Genomic DNA, 21,569 nt, shown 5'->3' with positions numbered 1-21,569 from the left:
CAAGGGTATGGCCATTTCAAAAACATTTAACAAACAAAATTAACCTAAAACGTAAAAAAGTCATGGAAGCAGTAGTAAATCAAGACCAAACACTGGATTTAAGCCAATATGGTTTAAAAGATGTTACAGCTCACTGGAACCTAGCTCCTGAAGAACTTCAGAGAATTACTCTTGAACAGGGAATGGGAACGGAAACCGAAAATGGAACACTTTGTGTAAACACAGGTAAGTTTACCGGAAGATCTCCAAAAGATCGCTTTTTGGTAAAAGATGCCTACACCAAAGATAAAGTATGGTGGGGACGAATCAATAAGCCTATTGAGCCGGAACAATTTGACGCTCTATATGACGAAGTGACCAATTACCTTTCTGGAAAAGACGTGTACGTGCGTGATGGCTATGTATGTGCTCACCCAGAATACCAAATGAACGTAAGAACCATTACAGAATACCCATGGTCCAACTACTTTGTAAAAAACATGTTCCTTCGTTTTAACGAGGAGGAGCTTGAAAATTTTGAAGAAGAATGGTTGGTAGTGTGTGCTCCTGGATATTCGGCTCCAAATCCAAAAGAAGTAGGTTTGCTTGACGGTAACTTCTCGATTTTGAATTTCACCAAGAAAATTGCCTTGGTTGGAGGATCTGCCTATACAGGGGAAATGAAAAAAGGAATTTTCTCTGCCCTAAACCTTATTCTACCTATTGAAAAAGACGTATTGCCAATGCACTGTTCTGCCAATGTTGGAGAAGATGGAGACACTGCCATATTCTTTGGACTTTCCGGAACAGGAAAAACAACGCTATCTGCCGATCCTGATAGAAAATTAATTGGAGACGATGAACACGGATGGACCAAAGAAAATATCATTTTCAACTTTGAAGGAGGTTGCTACGCTAAAGTAATTGACCTTACCGAAGAAAAAGAACCAGACATCTTTAGAGCAATTCGTCCAGGTGCCTTGTTGGAAAACATTGTCTTTAAACCAGGTACTAAAGAAGTAGATTTTGCAGATAGCTCCATTACACAAAACACTCGTGTGAGCTACCCAATAGATCATATTGACAACATTCAACAGCCGTCATATGCAACCAACCCTAAAAACATCTTTTTCTTAACCTGTGATGCCTTTGGTGTATTGCCTCCTGTATCCAAATTAACTCCTGGACAGGCTGCATACCACTTCATTTCTGGTTACACTGCAAAAGTTGCGGGAACAGAAGCAGGAATTACTGAGCCGGTACCATCCTTCTCTGCTTGTTTTGGTGAACCATTTATGCCATTACACCCAGCTGTATATGCAGAAATGTTGAGCGACAAAATGCAAGAAGCCGGTGTAAATGTTTGGTTGATCAACACAGGATGGAGCGGCGGCCCTTACGGTGTTGGTTCCAGAATAAAACTAAAATATACACGTGCCATGATTTCAGCTATCTTGAAAGGTGAATTGGAAAATGTACCTTTCAAACCACACCCAATCTTCGGATTGTTCATGCCAGAATATTGCCCAGGTGTGCCAACCGAAATTTTGGATCCAATCAATACTTGGCTACAAAAAGGCGTGTATATCAGTAAATCTATTCAATTAGCGCATTCCTTCCATATTAACTTCGATAAGTTCGCTAACCAAGCTTCCGAAGAGATTATTCAAGGAGGACCACTAATTGATACTCATCACACTTTAGGTGATACTTTTTAAGTTTATTTGATTGTTTAACTTGAAAAAGGTTGTCTGTAACGGACAACCTTTTTTGATTTTATGGGCAGAGAATTATAACAAATCCCTTAAAGCCATCTCCAGTTTAGGGTATTTAAATGAAAACCCCAGGGCTTCTACTTTTTTACTGCCTACCAATTGGCTCTCAAATAACAGTTGATGCATATCGCCTAGGGCCAATTTCATAAAACTTTTAGGAATATTCGGCATGATTAAAGGCTTATGTAAATCTTTGGCGATAATGTGAAGCATTTCCTTATTGGTTACAGGATTAGGTGCTACACCATTAAAAATACCAGATTCTTTATTGATTAATACAAAAAGAAACAACCTGGCTAAATCCTTTACATGAATCCAAGATTGCCATTGACTGCCATCACCAAAGGTAGCACCCATTCCATAGCGAACAGGTTGCACCAATTTTGGTAGTGCTCCTTCTTTATGATCCAAAACCAAACCAATTCTAATTTTGGCAACCTCCATTCCCAATTCTGAAAAGGCATCGGCTGCGGCTTCCCATTGCTCTGTCACCGTTCCTAAAAAAGAAGGAGATACTTCCTTCACATCTTCGTCATAATATCGGGTAAGGGAATCAGGGTAAATCCCAATCGCACTGGCACTGATAAGGTGTTTGATGGTAAAATTATTTTCAGAAATACACTCTCGCAATAGATTTAAAGAAGAAATTCGGCTTTCCAAAATGGTCTTTTTGTAACTGCTAGTCCAACGTTTGGAAATTGATGCTCCCGCCAAATTGATAATGGCATCGACACCTTCAAAACAAGCAATATCAATCTCTCCCTTTGCGGGGTTCCAATAAAATCCTTTATAATGAGCTTGATTTTCGACCTTGTTCTTGGAAGTCGTCAAAAAATGTACTGCAATGTCCTTTTTGGCACACTGAGCAACAATTGCCTTCCCCACAAGTCCTGTAGCGCCTGTAATTAAAACTGTCATATTGCCTTTTTTATAAAGTTAGGAAATGCCGCTGGTATTCAAACCTCTTTTAATTTAGGTTTAACAAAGATTTCTTACAAACAAATGATTTGTAACACATAGGAAAGTAACACCAAAAAATTTATTCAGGTTTGTAGGCCCGTAACATTTCACGCTTGCCAGGAGGTCCAGGAAGTTTATCGACTTTAAACCCTACGGCCAACATGGCTCGACGCACACTACCCTTTGCCGAATAGGTCACCAAAACGCCATTTGGTCTTAAGGCTTCATACATAATTTTAAAAATGTCTTCAGTCCACAATTCTGGTTGCACTCTGGCTCCAAAAGCATCAAAATAGATGAGATCAAAGCAATTAACCTCATCAATATCCTTGAATTCCTTTTGTTGTTTTTGAAGTGTAAACAAAGAAGTTATTTCGTGAGCTGTCAGCCAATCGACCTTGTGCAAAGCTTCAAATTGAGGCGTTCGATCTTCTTTTGAAAGTTGTTCTGGGTAATTTAATAATTGAAGTTCTTCAGGCTTAACGGGAAAAGCCTCCACTCCAACATAATTGATGGAACAATTCAATTTCTCGGCCTCTAATAAAGTTAAAAACGCATTCAACCCAGTTCCGAAGCCTATTTCCAAAATACTAAGCGGTTCCGATTGGGAACCTGAAAAATTTTCAACCTTATACTGAAGACCGTGTTTAATAAACACATGCTGCGCCTCTTGAATGGCACCGTGTTTAGAATGGTACTGTTCATCCCAATCTTCAATTTGGATGGTCTTGGAACCATCTCCGGTAGTAATAATTTTACGCTTCACTAAATTAGTTAATCAACAGTTTTTGAATTCTAGGAATTGGTCCTGTACACCCCATGTTGTGGCAAGAAATACAGAGATTCACGGTTGCATTGAAACGAGTTTCCAAAGACTGGGTAGAAGTAGAATCGTATAAACGTTGCTCTGCTTCAATAAAGGCTTTGGACATCGCCTCAAAAGCTTCGGTGCGGTCTTTAAAATCGGAAAGTTCTGCCGAATGAATCTTTAAAAACTGATTAGGAAATTCCGTTGGCATTGTTCCTGAAAGGATATCTTGCTTTAATTCAGCCTTGTAATTATACATCTCATTCATAAGGTTGGCCATTTCCGAAGGCACATACATATCATATTTGACAGGCACTTCAGTTTCTACCATAGCCTCCTTTGGCTGTTGGCCACAACTGCAAAAAACAGCTAACAAAAGCAATATTGCAATACGCCTCATGCTATTCTTCCTTTAGCAAAACGCCATCCGCCAAAAACGCATACGTACGCTCAGGATCGGTTATTTTAGCGATATCCTCGTCACTTTCTCCTGCATCTTGTGCATAGTGACGTAATTCGGCGACAGAAGTTTCAGATACATATGCCATTCCATTGATAATGACTTCTTTTCCGGCTATATTTTTTGGCACAAAAAATCCATAATCTCTAAACTTTACCATCACTTGTTTCTCATCTCCTAAATCCAACTTCATCCAACATCCTTTGGCCTGGCATACTTCATCAACTTTGGCAACAACCTTAGTTGACAAACTGTCGCCTGCGCTTATGGATTCATACAAACTGGCTAAATCTGATGCTGCAATGGCATTATTGGCCTCTGTAGGATTTCCAAAAGACACATAAGCTATTTCTTTTTTAGCTTCTTGATTTGCCAAATCCTTGGATTCATTTTTACAGGACACCAACAACAAAGCCACGGTAAATATGGAGAAAAATGTTTTCATAGAATTTAGAATGTTTATGAATCTGGCTACTAAGATACTCCTTTTATTAGACAATTTAATGATTTCAATTCCCTATAAATTTCATAGTTTTGTAAGCACACTAAAAACACTACGATGCAGAATACAACACACATTCAAGATATAGAAATTACCAAATGTCAAGACAGCAAGATAAATGAGATTGACTTTGACAATTTGGCTTTTGGAAAAGTATTTTCAGACCACATGTTGGTTTGTGATTATAAAAACGGTGCTTGGGAAACTCCTAAAGTGATGCCTTACCAAAATATTAGTATGGCGCCTTCGGCTAAGATTTTCCACTATGGACAATCTGTTTTCGAAGGGATGAAAGCTTATAAAGATACCAATAACGACACGTTTTTATTTCGTCCACTAGACAATTGCAAACGCTTAAATATTTCAGCTAAACGATTGGCTATTCCAGAAGTGCCTGAAAACTATTTTATGGAAGGACTTAAGGCTTTATTGGAAGTAGATGAGCAATGGATTCCTAAAGCTGACCAAGGTTCGTTGTACATTCGTCCATTTATTTTTGCTTCGGGAGAAGGTTTTCATGCATCTCCTGCCAATGAATACAAATTTATCATTGCAACAGCGCCTTCTGGGCCTTATTTCTCTGGTAAGGTAAGCGTACTGATTGAGCAAATCTATTCGCGATCTGCCAATGGTGGAGTTGGATACGCCAAGGCGGGTGGTAACTATGCTGGACAATTCTACCCTACCCAATTAGCTATTGAAAAAGGATACAACCAGGTTATTTGGACCGATGACAGCACCCATGAATTTATTGAAGAAGCAGGTGCCATGAATATTTTTATAAGAATAAAAGATACTTTAATCACGGCTCCAACCAGCGATCGTATTTTGGATGGAATTACCAGAAAAAGTATTATTGAAATTGCCAAGGCAGAAGGTATTAATGTAGAAGTACGTCCACTTTCTGTTCATGAAGTAGTAGATGCTGCCAAAAATGGAGACCTTATGGAAATGTTTGGATCTGGAACTGCTGCGGTTATTTCTCCTATTGCATCTTTTGGTTATAAAAACAATGATTACGATTTACCTCAATTGGAAAACAGTTATGCTTCCATTTTGAAAAAACGCATTACAGATATTCAATATAACAGAACCGAAGATCCTTATGGATGGCGAGTTAAGATATAATGAACAAACACAATAAAAAAAGAGAAGCATTTGGCTTCTCTTTTTTTTATTCCTCTAGAATACTTGCAATATCCGGTTTAAAATAGTTAGGGCCTTTCAACACCTTTCCATCCTCTCTGTAAATGGGTTCTCCATCTTCTCCCAATTTACTCATATTGCTACGTTGGATTTCTTCGAATACGGCCTCGATTTTATGTTGCAATCCGTGTTCTATAATAGTCCCACATAAAATATAAAGCATGTCTCCCAAGGCATCAGCCACTTCTACCAAATCCCCATTATTGGCGGCTTCTAAATATTCTTCATTTTCCTCTCGCATCAATTTATAACGCAACAGGTTTTTATCTTGACCTAGGTCGGCTTTAGGGGTTTCCAAATGACCAATCTTGAATGCAGTGTGAAAGGCTTTAACCGCCTCGATGTTTTTTTTCATTGCAGTAATCCTATTTTTTATGATGTCTTTTTGAATTGTTTATAAACTGATTCTGTATTTTTGCCTAAAAATAGATATATGTTTACAAAAGGTCAATGGATTTTCGGGATTTTATTTGCCATCGCATTTATTGCCATCATAACCTATACCTATAGAAAGGATTTAAAACTTCACCGCAAGTACTATAAGGGAACGGTTTGGATCTTAATCGGTTTTATAGCCTTTATACTATTTATTGCTGCTATCAAGTTTGTACTTATGTAGTCAAACCTTATTTTTAATTTATTATTTTGAGTTCCTTCTACCAAATAAACTCCCTCTAATTTTCATTCATATATAAAAGAACCATTTTACGTTTTCAACTATCAAAAAATCCCCTATAAAGGGGATTTTTTACTACAAAATGTACTCATATATTTACCTTTTCTTAAATGCTTAACGCTATAAGATCTTTGAAACAACCAACCAAAGCTAAAAACCCCTTCTCCATTAGCCTATAGTATGGTAGCAGTATAAATTTTATACATTCAATTGTTTTTAGCTAATTAAATCCCCGTCATCGGGGATTTTTTGTATACAAAAACACCTACATTATTACTACGAACAAAATTAAATTTCTTCAAAATTGATTACCTTTGATTAACATCAATGCCTTCAAAATGAAATTTTTTAAATACTTTCTATTTCTTGTCCTTATAGCCTGTATCGCCTTAGCGATTTACATTGCCGTACAACCAAATTCTTATGAGGTTAAGCGTGAACTCACCATAGAAGCCCCCGTCTCCGTAGCTTATGAAAACGTTGTTGACCTTAAAAATTGGGAAGCTTGGTCACCTTGGGTAGAAAAAGATCCCAATACCGACATAACTTTGGGAGAAAACACTCTAGGAGTTGGTGGATCTTATTCTTGGACAGACTCCCACGGGAAAGGATCAATGAAAACTAAAGAAGTAGAAGATAATACATCCATTGATCAGGAATTACGATTTGACAATTATGAGCCCTCCAATATCCATTGGAAATTTGAAGCCTTGGAACCAAATAAAACGAAAGTAACTTGGACCATGTCCGCCGATAAACTCCCCTTTATGTATAAAGCCTATGCATTGGCTAATGGAGGATTCGACAATATGGTTGGCCCCGATTTTGAGCGCGGATTGGTTAAATTGGACAGCGTGCTTCAAGAATCCATGAAAATTTACAACATCAAAGTCAATGGTGTAACTCAGCATAGTGGTGGTTTTTATCTTTACAATACCACATCTTGCAAAATTTCAGAAGTAAAAGCTAAAATGCAAGAAATGCTTCCCAAAGTCATTCAATATGCCTCAGCAAATAATATTTCCATCGCTGGAGCCCCCTATATTAACTACATTAAATGGGACGAGGCCAATAACGCAACCATTTTTTCATGTTGTGTTCCTACAACAGCTCAAGTTATTACTGCTGATGGCAGTGACATTCTAACAGGATATATGGATGCCTTTAGAGCTGTAGAAACTACGCTTACGGGTAACTACGACAATTTAAAAGAAGCTTGGGACATTGCCTTGAAATATGTACCAGAACATGGATATGAATTTCAGGAAAATGGGCCTATGTTGGAAACCTACCTTACAGATCCTATTCAAACCCCAAACCCTGCAGAATGGGTGACCAAAATCTATATTGCCATTAAGAACGATAGCAGCAACACAACTCCAGAAACAAACAGCCTTTAACTTACTTCCATGAAACATTTATTACTCGTATTTCTGGGAGGAGGCTTTGGAAGTGTGCTTAGATTTGGGATTGGCAAACTTTGGAACAGCCACGAAACCGGTATTCCATACGGCACTTTTGCCGCCAACATTTTAGGCAGTTTACTTATCGGTATTATATTGGGATTGGCAGCAAAGAACGACACCCTTTCCCAAAGCCAAACCCTGTTTTTGGCAACTGGTTTCTGTGGCGGATTTACAACTTTCTCAACCTTTGCTTATGAAAACCATGTCTTTTTAAGAACTGGTGATTTTACAAGCTTTGCCATTTATACCATTGCAAGTTTTATCCTTGGCTTTTTGGCAGTGTTCTTGGGAATGTTTTTGGTGAAATAACTTTCAGGCTAACACCTATTTCTTTTTATAAGCCTTCACACCTGCCTTAATCTCTGTATTGAGATAGTTGTCTCGTGGCACGATAGGACACGAATAACGTGCATTATAAGCACAATAAGGATTGTATGCTTTATTAAAATCTATCGTGAGACTATCACCCTCAGGAATTCTTAAATCAATATATCGGCCACCCCCATAACTTTCATCTCCATTGGTATTGTCTAAAAATGGCAAAAACAAATAATCCTCAAATCCTTCTTGTGTCATCAATTCCTCTCCTTGATAAACTTTAAGCTCATAGGAGGTTCCTTTTAATTCAAACTTCAAAACGCCGTATACGCGCTCTTTGGACTCTCTATCCGTAGTTGTTTTCATTAAAAACCATAGCGAATCTGGAGTTCGGTGTAATGTTGCAGAGACCACATAGGAAGAATCTACTTCGAAAAACGACAGACCCTTAAAATCCTTTCGGTCTTCATCGGTCAACGGGGACATTGTGGCATCCCTAAATTCGGCATTTAACTTTTTTTGAAAGGCTGTTTCCCCTAAAATTGGCTGCTTATCTTGGGCACACCCCAAAGCAAAAATTCCCAGAAATAAAAAAATTAAGAATCTCATACACATTTTTTTCGCCATCAAAAATACAACTTAAAGTTATTTTCCATAGCTTTGGCTTTCAAACTTTTAAGAATATCATGTTTTCAGTCATCACAAGAAATAAGCAAACCTATACCTCTTCGCCTAGAAGCCGGACGCTTATACGATTGTGTTGATTGTAACCAAACAATATATCTGTAGAACGTCCGGCATATGTCGGACGTTTTTTTATGCATCAATTTTACATTAATCAAACATGGAACGAATTTTCAACAATTATATAAGCTCCTTTAAGGGACTTTCCAAAGAAGTCTGGTGGTTGGCATTAATTACCCTCATTAACCGGGCCGGAACCATGGTTGTTCCCTTTCTATCCCTTTACCTCACTAAGAGCCTCAACTTTTCTTTTAGTGATGTTGGATGGATTATGTCTGCATTTGGAGCTGGTTCAGTTTTGGGTTCTTGGCTAGGGGGTAAATTAACAGACAAACTGGGCTATTACAAAGTCATGGTCTTTAGCCTTGTGGTCTCAGGGTTCCTATTTATAGGATTGCAATTTATCAGCAGTTTTCTAGGCATGGTTTTAGGTGTTGGACTGTTGATGGCTGTAGCTGATATCTTCCGCCCTGCCGGATTCGTGGCTTTAAGTGCTTACAGCAAACCCGAAAATAAAACTAGATCGGTGACTTTGATACGTCTGGCCATCAATTTGGGATTTTCGGCTGGGCCAGCCATTGGTGGGATGATCATTCTCACTTTGGGATATGCAGGACTCTTTTGGGTGGATGGCATTACTTGTATAGTCGCTGGTATTTTGTTGCTCAATGTACTCAATCCCAAAACCGCTAGAGTTCAGGATGACATCATTGCTCTAGATCCAAAATCGGCATATAAAGACGGACCTTACATCCTATTTTTGATTGCCATGGTGTTGTTCAGTATCGTGTTTTTACAATACTTTTCAACCATGCCCCTTTATTATGAAAAGGAACGAATGCTTTCTGAATTTCAAATAGGGTTGCTTATGGGAATGAACGGTTTACTTATTGCTGTTTTTGAAATGCCGCTTATAAAATGGCTCGAAGGCTTAAAGTATACCAAAACCGGTCTTATAATCTCAGGTGCCCTACTTACAGCATTGAGTTTTTTGGTTCTTAACCTTAGCTCTTGGGTAGGCATTTTGATTGTAGGAATGTTATTTATGACAGTAGGCGAAATGATAGCCTTCCCCTTCTCCAATGCCTTTGCTCTTAAAAGGGCTACACGAGGTAATCAAGGGGAATACATGGCGCTGTACAGTATGGCTTTTGCCATTGCACACATATTTGGTCACAATGCAGGCATGCAGCTCATTGAGCAAGTAGGTTTTGAAAGCACTTGGTACATTATCATAGCAATCATGTTGATTTGTGTGCTACTATTAGTATTTTTAAAGCGTAAAATGGCCTATCAAAACATTAGCCAATAACCTAAAGATTTAGCATTTTGAAAATAGAAAAAGACATTATCATCATAGGCGCAGGCCCCATAGGTATTGCCTGCGCCCTTGAATGTAAACAAAGAGGATTTGATTATGTGATTTTGGAAAAGGGAACCCTTACCAATTCGCTCTTTAACTATCCTTTGAATATGACCTTTTTCTCTACTTCGGAACGATTAGAAATTAACGATGTTCCTTTCATTAGCAACAACCCAAAACCTAACAGGGATGAAGCTTTGGAATACTACCGTCGTGTTGCCACTTCCAACCAATTGAAAATTCATTTATACGAAGAAGTTTCAAGCATTCTTGAAAAAAATGGGCAATTTATAGTCACTTCGGAAAAGCAGAATTACCATGCAAAAAAAGTAATTATCGCCACTGGTTTTTATGACATCCCCAAACTACTGAATGTCCCTGGAGAAGAACTCCCTAAAGTAACCCATTACTATAAAGAGGCACATCCCTACAGCATGCAAAAGGTAATTGTGGTAGGTGCCAGCAACTCTTCTGTAGATGCTGCTTTGGAAATTTGGCGCAAAGGTGGCGACGTCACTATGGTGATTCGAGGTAATGATATTGGTGAACGCGTTAAATATTGGGTACGTCCAGATATCCTCAACCGCATTGAAGAAGGGAGCATCAAAGCCTATTTTAATTCAGAAATACAAGAGATCAAGGAAAGTGAAGTCTTGGTAAACACTTCAAAAGGAAGCATCAGCATCCCCAACGATTATGTTGTTGCTCTTACGGGATATCAACCTAATTTTAAGTTATTGGAGGCGACCAACATTACCTTTAGTGATGATGAGAGACATATTCCAACCTATAACACAGAAACCATGGAAACCAATATTCCTGGACTCTATCTTGCTGGCGTGATTTGCGGAGGCATGGAAACCCATAAATGGTTTATTGAGAATTCACGTATCCATGCCAAACAAATAGCTGAGCATATTTCCCAAAACCTTTAACTATTATTTCAGGGGCTTGATATAGCCATTTTTGACCACATCAGACAGAACAATTTGGGTTTTGCTTTCTCCGTACACAATAAGTTGGTCAATAAAAGCCTCCAAATGCTTTTGATGTTTTAGGATTACTACCATTACTATGTTTTCATTTCCGGTAATCCTATAACAGTTCAATACCTCATCATAGGTTTTCACCTTTTCCAAAAAGGGCTTGAGCTTTCCCATAAAGGCACGAAGTGTAATAATCGCCTTGAGCTGGTAGCCCGCTTCGAAGTAAGAAACGGTAGTATGATAATCCTCTATAATTCCACCATCTTCCATTTTTTTGATACGCTCCGAAACTGCAGGCGAACTAATGCCCACCTGTCTCCCAATTTCAGCATTGGATTGCCTTGCATTTTGCTGCAAACACTTCAATATTTTCCAATTCAAAGTATCAATACTCATTTTTAAAGTTTTTTAACTAAAAAAAATAATAATTAAACCAAATATACACTTTTACTTTAATTATTAAAGCTGAATCTGAAATCTTGTCCTTAATTTTGATATAAATTGCTATTAAACTATGTTACCTCATTTACCATCCCATTTCTCAGAACTACCTGTGTATCAAAAAGCTATAGATATTATCATATTATCTAGAAGCATTTCTACATACTTAAATCAGGATCTGAATTATCTCCGTGAAGATGGTACCGAAGACCATCACATTTATTTTACGGGAGACATTGTACAACAATCGGCTTCCTTGGCTCCAGAAATTGTCAAGGCCGAAATGGAACGCTATTCTGAAAGACGCCACAAACATATTGCGGCCCTAAGAAGAATGACCAACAGGCTCTACAGGAATTGCCGTAGATTGGAAAAATGTAACAGTAACGGCAAGGATTATATCCCTTTGCTAAGACGCGAGCTTAAAACCTTTAAAAGGTTACAGCACTCTTGGATGCTTACGCTGTAAAGATTTTTTTATTGGAAGAAATACCAAACTCATTATCCGGAAGCCACAGCTTCCGTTTTTTTGTTAAAAACTTTGTGTATAACTAAACGTACAATTTACTGAAATACACTTCATTATTAGTAATTTAGAATTGTCTCTAAGAACTTTTTATTACTAAGCCTTTCCTGATTTTGGTTGGTTATTACAGGAAAGGCTTTTTTATTGACTTCGCTATAAAAACTTTGTCCCTTCCTTAAAGTATACAATTCAAATCTTCAGCTCTCCTGCAACCCATCAAGAATGTACATCCAATATATAAATCTTGAACACCATTATAAGCATACCAACCAGCCCCCCAACCAAAGCACCATTCAACCTAATATACTGCAAGTCCTCCCCAACCTTTTCCTCTATTTGTTTCACCAACTCAAAATTTGAAAGTTTTGCCAAACTTTCTCCAACCAATTCCCCTATGCGATGGTGGTGTTTGTCTATTACTTCCAATAAAGTGCTCTTTAACCAAGCATCGGTACGTTCCAATTTTGAAACATCATTGTAAAAACCATGCAACATTCTATTCACTTTATCCTTTAAAAGTTGAGTGTGTTCCGTTTCCCCAAGAAATACTTGTTCATGAATAATCCCTTTTACCCTAGTTAAAGCTTGTTTTACCATACCAGAATCAATCAAGCGCAATAGGAATTGCTCTCCAAACTCATTAATGGTTTCAATTGCAGGATCGTCTTCCGAGGTCAAACGGTCTCCATACTCGTAAAGCTGTCTGTCCAATGCCTGAATAATTTTATGATCCTCGGGAGACTCATGCATTTCCTCTATCAATTCATACAACTGCTCTTGTATCCCTTTGGCTATTTTTGAAGGTTTTATAGCTCCTAATATCTGGCCAGCTCCAACCAACACCCCTTTAAGCACAGAGCCCTTCTTCTTCTGATTTTTCACCTGAAACTCCACTTCAGTCGTTAAAAACTCCAAAGTTGCTGGGTCTGCAATTTTTTCTTTCAACACCTCCAAAAACACCTTAAGCATTCCGTAATGTTCCTTATGCTCTACTACTTGCTTTAAAAACCGGCCTAAAGGCTCCGCAATATTATTTCCCTTGCAAGCGGGACGTAACAAATCCTCCAAACCAGACACCACATTCGGAGCATCCAATTGCAACAACAATGCTTCCAATTCTGGCTTAAGGGTTTGTTGTATGGCAGTTTGATTACCCCCATCCATCAAATATTCCAGAATAGGCTTGGCCAATGATATGCCTTCAATTTTATCCCTTAACATTTCTTTGGAAAGCCATTCGTTATTCACCAAGTCTACAATACCAGCAGATAACTTCTCCCTACTTTTTACAATGATATTGGTATGGCGTTTTACATAAGGAATGGGTATTTCCTGAAACAAAGCCCTTACCGCAAACCAATCGGCGACACCCCCAACAACCGCGGCTTCAAATCCTGCCAATAAAATCTCCAAAAGGTCACCTTCATACAAATGCAACTTCTTAAAGACAAGCCCAATGGTCATGAAACAAACCGCCAAAGCCAAAGACAGGTTTCCTAATCTATTTTTTTTCATGTTGAAAGTTTGGTCTTTCTAAGGTCTTAAAAAATACTGAAACCTAAGGCTTTATTGACACAAAAAACTTCCCTATGATTTTAAAAGCCATAAAAAAATCCCGAGAAATAGCTCCTCGGGATTTCAATTATAAATTTATGTTTGGAATCTACATATTTCTTCTATACTGTCCTCCTACTTCAAACAACGCATTGGTAATTTGTCCAAGTGAGCAGAATTTCGAGGCTTCCATCAACTTTTCAAAAATATTTTGGTTATTGATGGCTGCGTGCTGTATCGCTGACAATTGCTCAGCAACTTCTTTAGCATAACGCTCGTGAAGGTTTTCCAACGTTTTAATTTGGAATTGCTTTTCGTCTTCTGTCGCACGAATCACTTCCGCAGGAATTACTGTTGGAGACCCCTTACTGCTTAAAAAGGTATTCACCCCAATAATAGGGAACTGTCCATTATGCTTTAAGGTTTCGTAATACAAACTTTCTTCTTGGATTTTAGAACGCTGGTACATGGTTTCCATAGCCCCAAGAACACCGCCGCGCTCTGTAATTCTATCAAACTCTACCAACACAGCTTCCTCAACCAAATCGGTCAATTCTTCAATGATAAAGGATCCTTGAATTGGATTCTCATTTTTAGCCAATCCTAACTCTTTGTTAATAATCAACTGAATAGCCATAGCACGACGTACGGACTCTTCCGTTGGCGTTGTGATGGCTTCATCATAAGCATTTGTGTGCAACGAGTTACAGTTGTCATAAATAGCATAAAGCGCCTGCAAAGTAGTACGGATATCATTAAAGTCAATCTCTTGGGCATGCAAGCTACGTCCTGATGTTTGAATATGGTATTTCAACATCTGTGCTCTAGGGTTAGCTCCGTATTTTTGTTTTAAGGCCTTGGCCCAAATTCTACGGGCTACACGACCAATAACCGCATATTCAGGATCGATACCATTAGAGAAGAAGAACGATAAGTTTGGCCCAAACTTATTGATATCCATGTGTCGTGATAAGTAATACTCTACATAGGTGAAACCATTCGCAAGGGTCAATGCCAATTGGGTAATTGGATTAGCTCCTGCCTCTGCAATATGGTACCCAGAAATAGACACCGAATAGAAGTTACGAACGTTGTTATCGATAAAGTATTCCTGTACATCTCCCATCAATCGCAAAGCGAATTCCGTAGAGAAAATACAAGTGTTCTGAGCTTGGTCTTCCTTAAGAATATCCGCTTGAACTGTTCCGCGCACTTGAGCGATAGTTTTAGCTTTAATATCGGCATAGACATCAGCAGGCAACACTTGATCTCCTGTAACACCCAACAGCATCAATCCTAAGCCGTCATTTCCTTCAGGTAATTCACCATTATATTTTGGACGCTCTTTCCCTTTATAGATTTCGGCAATTTTTGCCTCCACTTCTTTTTCAAGACCGTTCTCCTTAATGTAAATCTCACATTGTTGATCGATTGCCGCATTCATAAAGAATCCCAGCAACATTGGTGCAGGACCATTGATGGTCATACTTACCGAAGTCATGGCATCGGCAAGATTGAACCCTGAATACAATTTCTTGGCATCATCCAAACAGCAAATAGAAACTCCCGCGTTTCCAATCTTTCCGTAAATATCAGGACGATGGTCTGGATCGTTTCCATAAAGCGTCACCGAATCAAATGCTGTCGACAAACGTTTGGCCGGCATTCCTAAACTTACGTAATGGAAACGGCGATTGGTACGCTCTGGCCCACCTTCTCCGGCAAACATACGTGTTGGATCTTCACCCGTTCTCTTAAATGGATACAGTCCTGAAGTATATGGAAACTCCCCTGGAACATTCTCCTGTAAGCACCATCTTAAAATATCCCCCCAAGCTTGGTACTTTGGAAGGGCCACTTTAGGAATCTGCGTGTGAGACAGGGATTCTGTATGCGTTTCTATCTTTATTTCCTTATCTCTTACTTTAAAGGAATAAATTGGATTTTTATATCTGTTAACCTTTTCATCCCAACCGGTTATTACTTCCCAGTTATATGGGTCAAGGTTCATTTTCATTCTGTCGAACTCCTTAATTAGAAGTTCCAATAATAATTTGTTCTCTTCGGAAACTACCAAAGTTTCGGTATCCACTCCAGAACGTGTTAATACCGGCGCTGAGCCTACAACCGTTTCAATTGTTTTATAAATACCATACAGTTTTTGCGCTACCTCTACTTGTGCAGTAGCTGTGGTATCGTAAGCTCGATTGTTTTCGGCAATTTCAGAAAGGTAACGGGTTCTGGATGGAGGAATCACAAAAATCTTCTCGCTCATCTCTTTGGTGATTTCAAAAGTAGACTTTAAATCACTCTCCGACTTTTCAACCAAAGTATCCATAATAGCTTTATATAGCGAGTTCATTCCTGGATCGTTGAACTGCGATGCAATTGTTCCAAATACCGGCATATCATCTGGGTTGGCATGCCACAGATTGTGGTTGCGCATGTACTGCTTCTTCACATCTCGTAAAGCGTCCAAAGCACCACGTTTATCAAATTTGTTAATCGCCACCAAATCGGCAAAATCCAGCATATCGATTTTTTCCAACTGGGTTGCAGCACCAAATTCCGGCGTCATGACGTATAAAGACACATCACTGTGCTCCAAAATTTCTGTATCGGACTGACCAATTCCGGAAGTTTCCAAAATAATCAAATCGTACTCGGCAGCTTTTAAAACTTCCACAGCTTCATTAACGTATTTTGACAATGCCAAATTAGATTGACGTGTTGCCAAACTGCGCATGTACACCCTTGGGCTGTTAATGGCATTCATACGAATTCTATCTCCCAACAAAGCGCCTCCCGTCTTTCTCTTGGAAGGATCCACAGAAATAATCCCTACTGTTTTCTCTGGAAAATCAATTAAAAAACGTCTTACCAACTCATCCACCAAAGAGGATTTACCGGCACCTCCCGTTCCTGTAATTCCAAGCACTGGGGTATGGCTGTTTTTATTTTTAGCATGAATATCTTCTAAGGCAGCCTTGGCAACTTCTGGGAAGTTTTCCGCTGAAGAAATCACTCTCGCAATAGCTTTTGGATTCTTCTCTGCTAAATGGCTTACTTCTCCATTCAAGGAATCCCCAATGGCAAAATCGGATAACATTACCAAATCATTGATCATCCCTTGAAGTCCCATTTCACGACCATCGTCTGGCGAATAGATTCGGGTAATTCCGTAATCCATCAATTCCTGGATTTCTTCAGGGAGGATTACTCCACCACCTCCACCAAAAATCTTGATGTGCTCGGCCCCTTTCTCCTTCAATAAATCGTACATGTATTTAAAATACTCATTGTGTCCTCCTTGATAAGAGGTCATGGCAATGGCATTGGCATCTTCCTGAATGGCCGTGTTCACCACTTCTTCCACACTGCGGTCGTGTCCCAAATGGATTACTTCCACTCCTGTGGCCTGAATGATTCGGCGCATGATATTTATTGCAGCGTCGTGGCCGTCAAAAAGCGAGGCGGCAGTCACGATTCTTACTTTATGTTTAGGTTTGTAAGGTGCTATCTGTTTCATCTATAGTAAGCTATTGAATTAGTTTTTAAACTGAAAATCAAGAACCTAGGACAGTTTCAACTTTAAAACTATCTCTTAACCAAATGATTCTTTGTCAATCAGCTCTGATTTTCGAAACGCAAATTTAAGGATTATTCAAAAAAATACCCTGTTTATCTTAAATTATCTAAAACGTTTGAGAATTATGAAGGACATTGCAATTTTCGTATAATTTCTGGCCTTCTAGAAGGAGTTTTAAACTGTTCTTTCGTTATGAAATCAATTGCTGTTTCTCATGCTCATAGCCTCACGGATCAAGGCTTCTACCACAGGTTGACTATCTTCCTCGATATTGGAGGCTGTAAGCGACATAATCAAAGGTAAAAGTGTACTATCTATAGAACTATTGTGAGGTGCTTTAATTAGTTCCATTTTCCAAAGAGAAAGTAATTCATTGATTAAAGTTGAAGATGGCTTGTAATAGTTTTTGATTTGATGGGCCAAACTCTTGGAATAACTCTTGAACAACAAGGGATTTTTAACGAGTTTAGCAAAAAACCTTTGGGTTTCGCTGGCAATAGCTTGCTGGTGATTTAATGATTTTATAATGAACTCCTCACGGTTTTGTCCGTTACTTGTCTTTAATAGTAAAAAAGTATCTACTATTAAATTGGTATGGTCCACCATGGCAAAATAATATATATCCACTCCTAGATTGGTGTTTATTACCAGCACCTCATTTTTAATAACCCCTTTAAGGAACGAGGTTAAGGTAATCACTTCAGAGCTCGATATCAGCAATTGTTTTTTATAACCTTTACTATAAATACTCACAACTTTCAGTTCAGGAGTTTCCATATCAATTCACATTACTAAATCACATTTGTGCATTTATCAATTTACCATTGTTTAAATTATCAAATCAACAAACAACAATCCTATAAATTTAATAATTAATAATTTGTATTCAAATTTTAAGGATTTATATTATCTATTCAAACATAAACTTTGGCTATTCACAATTTATGGCACCACTTTTGTATTTTTGAAACCATTAAATTGAAAGCCCTATGAGAAAATTGATTACCATCTTCATTTGCTTAATTTCCCTAAGCACGCAAGCTCAGTTGAAAGATTTATTAGACAAGCTCCCTATCAATACCGAAGAAATAATTGGCAATGCCGATATAGCTGAAGCTTTAAGAGAAGCTCTTGACCAAGGAATCGAAAAACAGGTGGACAAGCTTACCCAAACCGACGGTTTCTACAAAAATGAATTAGTCAAGATCTTGTTCCCAGAAGACATTCAAAAGGTGGATAAAGCTCTTAGAAATGTAGGACTGGGACACCTCGCCGATGAAGGCATCAAAGTACTTAATAGAGCGGCCGAAGATGCCGTAAGTGAAGCTACTCCAATATTTGTAAATGCAGTTAAAGAAATCACTTTTAATGACGCAAAAAACATCTTGATGGGAGAAGACAATGCTGCAACCTTATATCTTACCGATAAAACACAGACAGAGCTTTACCAAAAGTTCCACCCGGTTATCAATGCCTCCTTTAAAAAGGTAGGTGCCGACAAAATGTGGGAAGCTTTAATTAGCAAATACAACAGCCTTCCTTTCACTAAAGATGTTAATCCTGACCTAACAGATTACGTAACCAAAGAAGCTTTGGAGGGTGTCTACACCATGATTGCCGTGGAGGAAGCCAATATTAGGACCGATATCAGTTCCCGAACTACAGACTTATTACAGGACGTATTTGCTATGCAAGACTAAGTAACCCTCTTAAACAAGGTACACTCTCATTATGTAGAAGAACATCAGAAACATTTCACATTTAACAAACTCATTATCTTTAAGTTATTAAATGAAAGTTAATCCAAAGCTAATATTTACATAACATTAGTTATTGAATAAAGCCACATCTTTGTAGTGTTAGCAAAAAAATGAAAGTTTCTTCACAAAATTAGAATTAGTAAGTTAGTTTTAAATCGGTCTCTTCATCAGGGCCGATTTTTTTATGAACATAGCAATATTTTAACTTGCTGATTAACAATATTTTAGATATATTTAAAAATATTAATTGTTCTAGAAATGAAAACGTCGTCCGAACTTAAAAGCTACCAGCAGAAGCTCCTTCTAAAGTACAAAGAACTCATCGAGCAGGCTTACAATTTGCGCCAAACAGATTCGGCTTTAAGCGACATTTCAGAGTACAAAGCCATTAAATTGCTCAACAAACTTAACGAGCTCAAATACCTAAGCAGGGAAAGGGAATTGATACATCCTACACCTCCTGCCCCCATAAATTGAAATTTTACATTTTTTTAACGCACACAACACGTCTAAACCTCTCATTGGGGCGTATTTATAGTATATAAAAGCAACAAGTTTATGAACAAACATTTCTGTAAAGTAGGAACTATCAGACCGAACCTTGAGAAGGTATCAAGTCTGAACGATTTGGAAAAAAAACATTCCAATTTCATTGAAGAAGCATATAATTTGACCCAAACCGATTCTGGTTTGAGCGACGTGTTATACCATGAAGCTTCAAAACTTAGAAGGAGAATATCACGCCTTAAAGGCATTAGTTCACCTGCTCTTGACGCAGCCTTTTGAAATACTCAAATGCTTGGGTGAGCCTTGAACCGTACCACGAGAACATTTCACCATCTACTAATAGAATTTTGGCAGTGGGTGAAATGACCTCAAAGATGTTTGTATCGTCAACTTTAAACGGGTAAGGCTCACTGGATAGCAGAATGAGCTCCACACCTTCCAAAGCCGCTTCATTTAAATCAATTTCAGGGTATCTTGACAACTGCTTGAAGTAATTGTCAAACCCTTGCAACTCCATCACATAATTTATAAAGGTATCGTTGGCTGCCACCATCCAAGGTGATTTCCATATGAAATAAGCCGTCCTGTATCGATCTCGACCCTCTACAAACCTTTTAAAATCCTCAAGTTGGGAACGCAGCGAATTTTTTAAGGCCTCAGCTCGATCTTCAACCGAGAACATCTCTCCATACATTCCAATAAGTTCCAAGCAATCAGAAAAATTGAGAACATCACTTATATAAACTGGAGCAATGCCCACGCAAGCCTCCACAATCTCCAAAGTATTCTCCTCTTTATTACATAGAATGATATCTGGTTGCAAAGCTTTGATTTTATCCACGTGGATTTGCTTGGTTCCTCCTACCACCTCCACTTGTTCCCTGATATCGTTAGGATGCACACAAAACTTGGTCACCCCTACCAAAGAATCCCGCAAACCTAAATCGCATAAAAGCTCCGTTTGGCTAGGCACCAAAGACACAATACGCTTAGGTGTATCATGTAAAAAAACCGTTCTATAAAGCTGATCCTTGAAGACTTTCATTGAAAACTGAGGAGATAACTTTGGATTTTTTTTACGCTTGTAAAATTGCTTCCATTTGTTGCTGAAGGTTCTTAGCTTCTTTAGCTGCAGCTTCGGCAAAGTCTTCCCCTTGCGATGCGTAGATAATACCTCTTGAAGAGTTGATTAACAAGCCCACTTGATCGTTCATGCCATATTTACACACTTCCTGTAAATTACCTCCTTGAGCTCCAACCCCAGGAACCAACAAAAAGCTATCAGGAATGATGGCGCGTATTTCCGATAAATATTCAGCTTTGGTAGCACCTACCACGTACATTAAATTCTTCGAATTTTTATAGCTCTTGGAAGTTTCCAAAACGTGCTTATACAATTCCTTTCCGTCGATAAGTTTTGTTTGGAAATCAAAAGCCCCTTCATTGGACGTCAATGCCAATAAAATGGTATGCTTATCTTGGAAGGCCAAGAATGGCTCCACAGAATCTTTTCCCATATAAGGCGCTATCGTAACACTATCAAAAGCCAAATCCTCAAAAAAAGCTTTGGCGTACATCGTACTAGTATTTCCAATATCCCCTCGTTTGGCATCCGCTATGGTAAAGATTTCAGGATAATTTTCATTGATATAGGAAATGGTTTTCTCCAAGGCCTGCCAACCTTTGAGTCCGTAGGCTTCAAAAAACGCAATATTAGGTTTATAGGCCACACACAAATCATGGGTAGCATCAATAATAGCCTTATTAAAGGCGAATATAGGATCTTCTTCCTCTAACAAATGAGGTGGAATTTTATTAAGGTCTACATCCAACCCCACACATAGGAATGAGTTTTTAAGTTTTATCTGTTCTACTAGTTGCTCTGTGGTCACGATACTTTATTTATAGCGTTATTTTGAAATTTTAATTTTTTGGAACAAAAAAGCCTC

The 21,569-nt window shown here is 38.4% G+C and carries 23 protein-coding genes; 11 read left to right on the top strand and 12 right to left on the bottom strand.

Going from position 1 to position 21,569, the window contains the following annotated elements; all coding sequences use genetic code 11:
• Positions 1-62 precede the first annotated feature (62 nt).
• Entirely contained in the window at positions 63-1,697 is a 1,635-nt protein-coding gene (gene pckA, locus BKM32_RS13395; protein ID WP_053975638.1) for a phosphoenolpyruvate carboxykinase (ATP), read from the top strand.
• A gap of 72 nt (positions 1,698-1,769) precedes the next feature.
• Here the strand turns inward: pckA and BKM32_RS13390 are convergent, their stop codons facing one another.
• The 4 genes from BKM32_RS13390 to BKM32_RS13375 all read right to left on the bottom strand — a co-directional run bounded on the left by BKM32_RS13390 (position 1,770) and on the right by BKM32_RS13375 (position 4,427).
• Positions 1,770-2,672: a TIGR01777 family oxidoreductase gene (locus BKM32_RS13390; RefSeq protein ID WP_076664237.1), complete on the bottom strand. Its 903-nt coding sequence runs from the start codon at positions 2,670-2,672 to the stop codon at positions 1,770-1,772.
• Positions 2,673-2,793: 121 nt separating this feature from the next.
• The gene (gene mnmD / locus BKM32_RS13385; RefSeq protein WP_076664235.1) at positions 2,794-3,480 is read right to left on the bottom strand and encodes a tRNA (5-methylaminomethyl-2-thiouridine)(34)-methyltransferase MnmD; all 687 of its coding nucleotides are present in this window, start codon (positions 3,478-3,480) and stop codon (positions 2,794-2,796) included.
• Between the two features lie 4 nt (positions 3,481-3,484).
• Entirely contained in the window at positions 3,485-3,922 is a 438-nt protein-coding gene (locus tag BKM32_RS13380) for a hypothetical protein (RefSeq protein WP_076664234.1), read from the bottom strand.
• Position 3,923: 1 nt separating this feature from the next.
• Positions 3,924-4,427 (bottom strand): DUF4920 domain-containing protein, encoded by a 504-nt coding sequence (locus tag BKM32_RS13375; protein WP_076664232.1) that lies wholly within the window; start codon positions 4,425-4,427, stop codon positions 3,924-3,926.
• A gap of 114 nt (positions 4,428-4,541) precedes the next feature.
• On the opposite strand from BKM32_RS13375, the gene BKM32_RS13370 reads away from it, so the two are divergent.
• A complete protein-coding gene (locus BKM32_RS13370) occupies positions 4,542-5,612 on the top strand; it encodes a branched-chain amino acid aminotransferase (protein WP_076664231.1) in 1,071 nt (356 codons plus the stop codon).
• Positions 5,613-5,658: 46 nt separating this feature from the next.
• Here BKM32_RS13370 and BKM32_RS13365 read toward each other — a convergent pair whose 3' ends face one another.
• On the bottom strand, positions 5,659-6,045 hold the full coding sequence (locus tag BKM32_RS13365; protein ID WP_053975644.1) for a nucleoside triphosphate pyrophosphohydrolase family protein: 387 nt from the start codon (positions 6,043-6,045) through the stop codon (positions 5,659-5,661).
• 78 nt (positions 6,046-6,123) lie between these two features.
• On the opposite strand from BKM32_RS13365, the gene BKM32_RS13360 reads away from it, so the two are divergent.
• The 3 genes from BKM32_RS13360 (at position 6,124) to crcB (ending at position 8,141) form a co-directional block, all read left to right on the top strand.
• Positions 6,124-6,309 carry a hypothetical protein gene (locus tag BKM32_RS13360; protein ID WP_053975645.1) on the top strand — a complete coding sequence of 62 codons (186 nt, stop codon included), beginning with the start codon at positions 6,124-6,126 and terminating at the stop codon, positions 6,307-6,309.
• Positions 6,310-6,704: 395 nt separating this feature from the next.
• Positions 6,705-7,766, top strand: coding sequence for a GyrI-like domain-containing protein (locus BKM32_RS13355; RefSeq protein WP_076664229.1), 1,062 nt, complete (start codon positions 6,705-6,707; stop codon positions 7,764-7,766).
• A gap of 9 nt (positions 7,767-7,775) precedes the next feature.
• Positions 7,776-8,141: a fluoride efflux transporter CrcB gene (gene crcB / locus BKM32_RS13350; protein ID WP_053975647.1), complete on the top strand. Its 366-nt coding sequence runs from the start codon at positions 7,776-7,778 to the stop codon at positions 8,139-8,141.
• A gap of 15 nt (positions 8,142-8,156) precedes the next feature.
• Here the strand turns inward: crcB and BKM32_RS13345 are convergent, their stop codons facing one another.
• On the bottom strand, positions 8,157-8,759 hold the full coding sequence (locus BKM32_RS13345; RefSeq protein WP_076664228.1) for a DUF1684 domain-containing protein: 603 nt from the start codon (positions 8,757-8,759) through the stop codon (positions 8,157-8,159).
• Between the two features lie 235 nt (positions 8,760-8,994).
• Here BKM32_RS13345 and BKM32_RS13340 point away from each other — a divergent pair, with 235 nt between their 5' ends.
• Positions 8,995-10,206, top strand: a complete 1,212-nt coding sequence (locus BKM32_RS13340; protein WP_076664226.1) for an MFS transporter — start codon at positions 8,995-8,997, stop codon at positions 10,204-10,206.
• A 17-nt stretch (positions 10,207-10,223) separates the two neighbouring features.
• The gene (locus tag BKM32_RS13335; protein WP_076664224.1) at positions 10,224-11,192 is read left to right on the top strand and encodes a YpdA family putative bacillithiol disulfide reductase; all 969 of its coding nucleotides are present in this window, start codon (positions 10,224-10,226) and stop codon (positions 11,190-11,192) included.
• A 3-nt stretch (positions 11,193-11,195) separates the two neighbouring features.
• Here BKM32_RS13335 and BKM32_RS13330 read toward each other — a convergent pair whose 3' ends face one another.
• Complete coding sequence (locus BKM32_RS13330; RefSeq protein WP_076664223.1) at positions 11,196-11,639, bottom strand: Lrp/AsnC family transcriptional regulator; 444 nt, start codon at positions 11,637-11,639, stop codon at positions 11,196-11,198.
• A gap of 118 nt (positions 11,640-11,757) precedes the next feature.
• On the opposite strand from BKM32_RS13330, the gene BKM32_RS13325 reads away from it, so the two are divergent.
• Entirely contained in the window at positions 11,758-12,153 is a 396-nt protein-coding gene (locus tag BKM32_RS13325; RefSeq protein WP_053975652.1) for a hypothetical protein, read from the top strand.
• 273 nt (positions 12,154-12,426) lie between these two features.
• Here BKM32_RS13325 and BKM32_RS13320 read toward each other — a convergent pair whose 3' ends face one another.
• From BKM32_RS13320 to BKM32_RS13310, 3 genes are all read right to left on the bottom strand, one after another.
• Positions 12,427-13,725: a DUF445 domain-containing protein gene (locus BKM32_RS13320; RefSeq protein ID WP_076664221.1), complete on the bottom strand. Its 1,299-nt coding sequence runs from the start codon at positions 13,723-13,725 to the stop codon at positions 12,427-12,429.
• 148 nt (positions 13,726-13,873) lie between these two features.
• A complete protein-coding gene (locus tag BKM32_RS13315; RefSeq protein ID WP_076664220.1) occupies positions 13,874-17,293 on the bottom strand; it encodes a methylmalonyl-CoA mutase family protein in 3,420 nt (1,139 codons plus the stop codon).
• 258 nt (positions 17,294-17,551) lie between these two features.
• Positions 17,552-18,130, bottom strand: coding sequence for a hypothetical protein (locus BKM32_RS13310; RefSeq protein ID WP_076664218.1), 579 nt, complete (start codon positions 18,128-18,130; stop codon positions 17,552-17,554).
• A 212-nt stretch (positions 18,131-18,342) separates the two neighbouring features.
• Between BKM32_RS13310 and BKM32_RS13305 the strand changes: the two genes are divergently transcribed.
• From BKM32_RS13305 to BKM32_RS16380, 3 genes are all read left to right on the top strand, one after another.
• Positions 18,343-19,053: a DUF4197 domain-containing protein gene (locus tag BKM32_RS13305; RefSeq protein WP_076664216.1), complete on the top strand. Its 711-nt coding sequence runs from the start codon at positions 18,343-18,345 to the stop codon at positions 19,051-19,053.
• Between the two features lie 318 nt (positions 19,054-19,371).
• Positions 19,372-19,590: a Lacal_2735 family protein gene (locus tag BKM32_RS13300; RefSeq protein ID WP_053975657.1), complete on the top strand. Its 219-nt coding sequence runs from the start codon at positions 19,372-19,374 to the stop codon at positions 19,588-19,590.
• An 81-nt stretch (positions 19,591-19,671) separates the two neighbouring features.
• The gene (locus tag BKM32_RS16380; RefSeq protein WP_123812122.1) at positions 19,672-19,899 is read left to right on the top strand and encodes a Lacal_2735 family protein; all 228 of its coding nucleotides are present in this window, start codon (positions 19,672-19,674) and stop codon (positions 19,897-19,899) included.
• On the opposite strand, the gene BKM32_RS13295 is transcribed toward BKM32_RS16380, so the two are convergent.
• Entirely contained in the window at positions 19,868-20,665 is a 798-nt protein-coding gene (locus tag BKM32_RS13295; protein WP_076664214.1) for an ABC transporter substrate-binding protein, read from the bottom strand. The two genes, BKM32_RS16380 and BKM32_RS13295, sit on opposite strands and share 32 nt — an antisense overlap.
• Positions 20,666-20,696: 31 nt before the next feature.
• Positions 20,697-21,512 (bottom strand): orotidine-5'-phosphate decarboxylase, encoded by an 816-nt coding sequence (gene pyrF, locus BKM32_RS13290; protein WP_076664212.1) that lies wholly within the window; start codon positions 21,510-21,512, stop codon positions 20,697-20,699.
• Positions 21,513-21,569 lie beyond the last annotated feature (57 nt).

The organism is Mangrovimonas sp. DI 80, from assembly GCF_001975575.1.
GTDB lineage: Bacteria > Bacteroidota > Bacteroidia > Flavobacteriales > Flavobacteriaceae > Mangrovimonas_A > Mangrovimonas_A xylaniphaga.
Note: the sequence above shows the minus strand (reverse complement) of the source record. Positions and strands in the feature narration are given on the sequence as shown.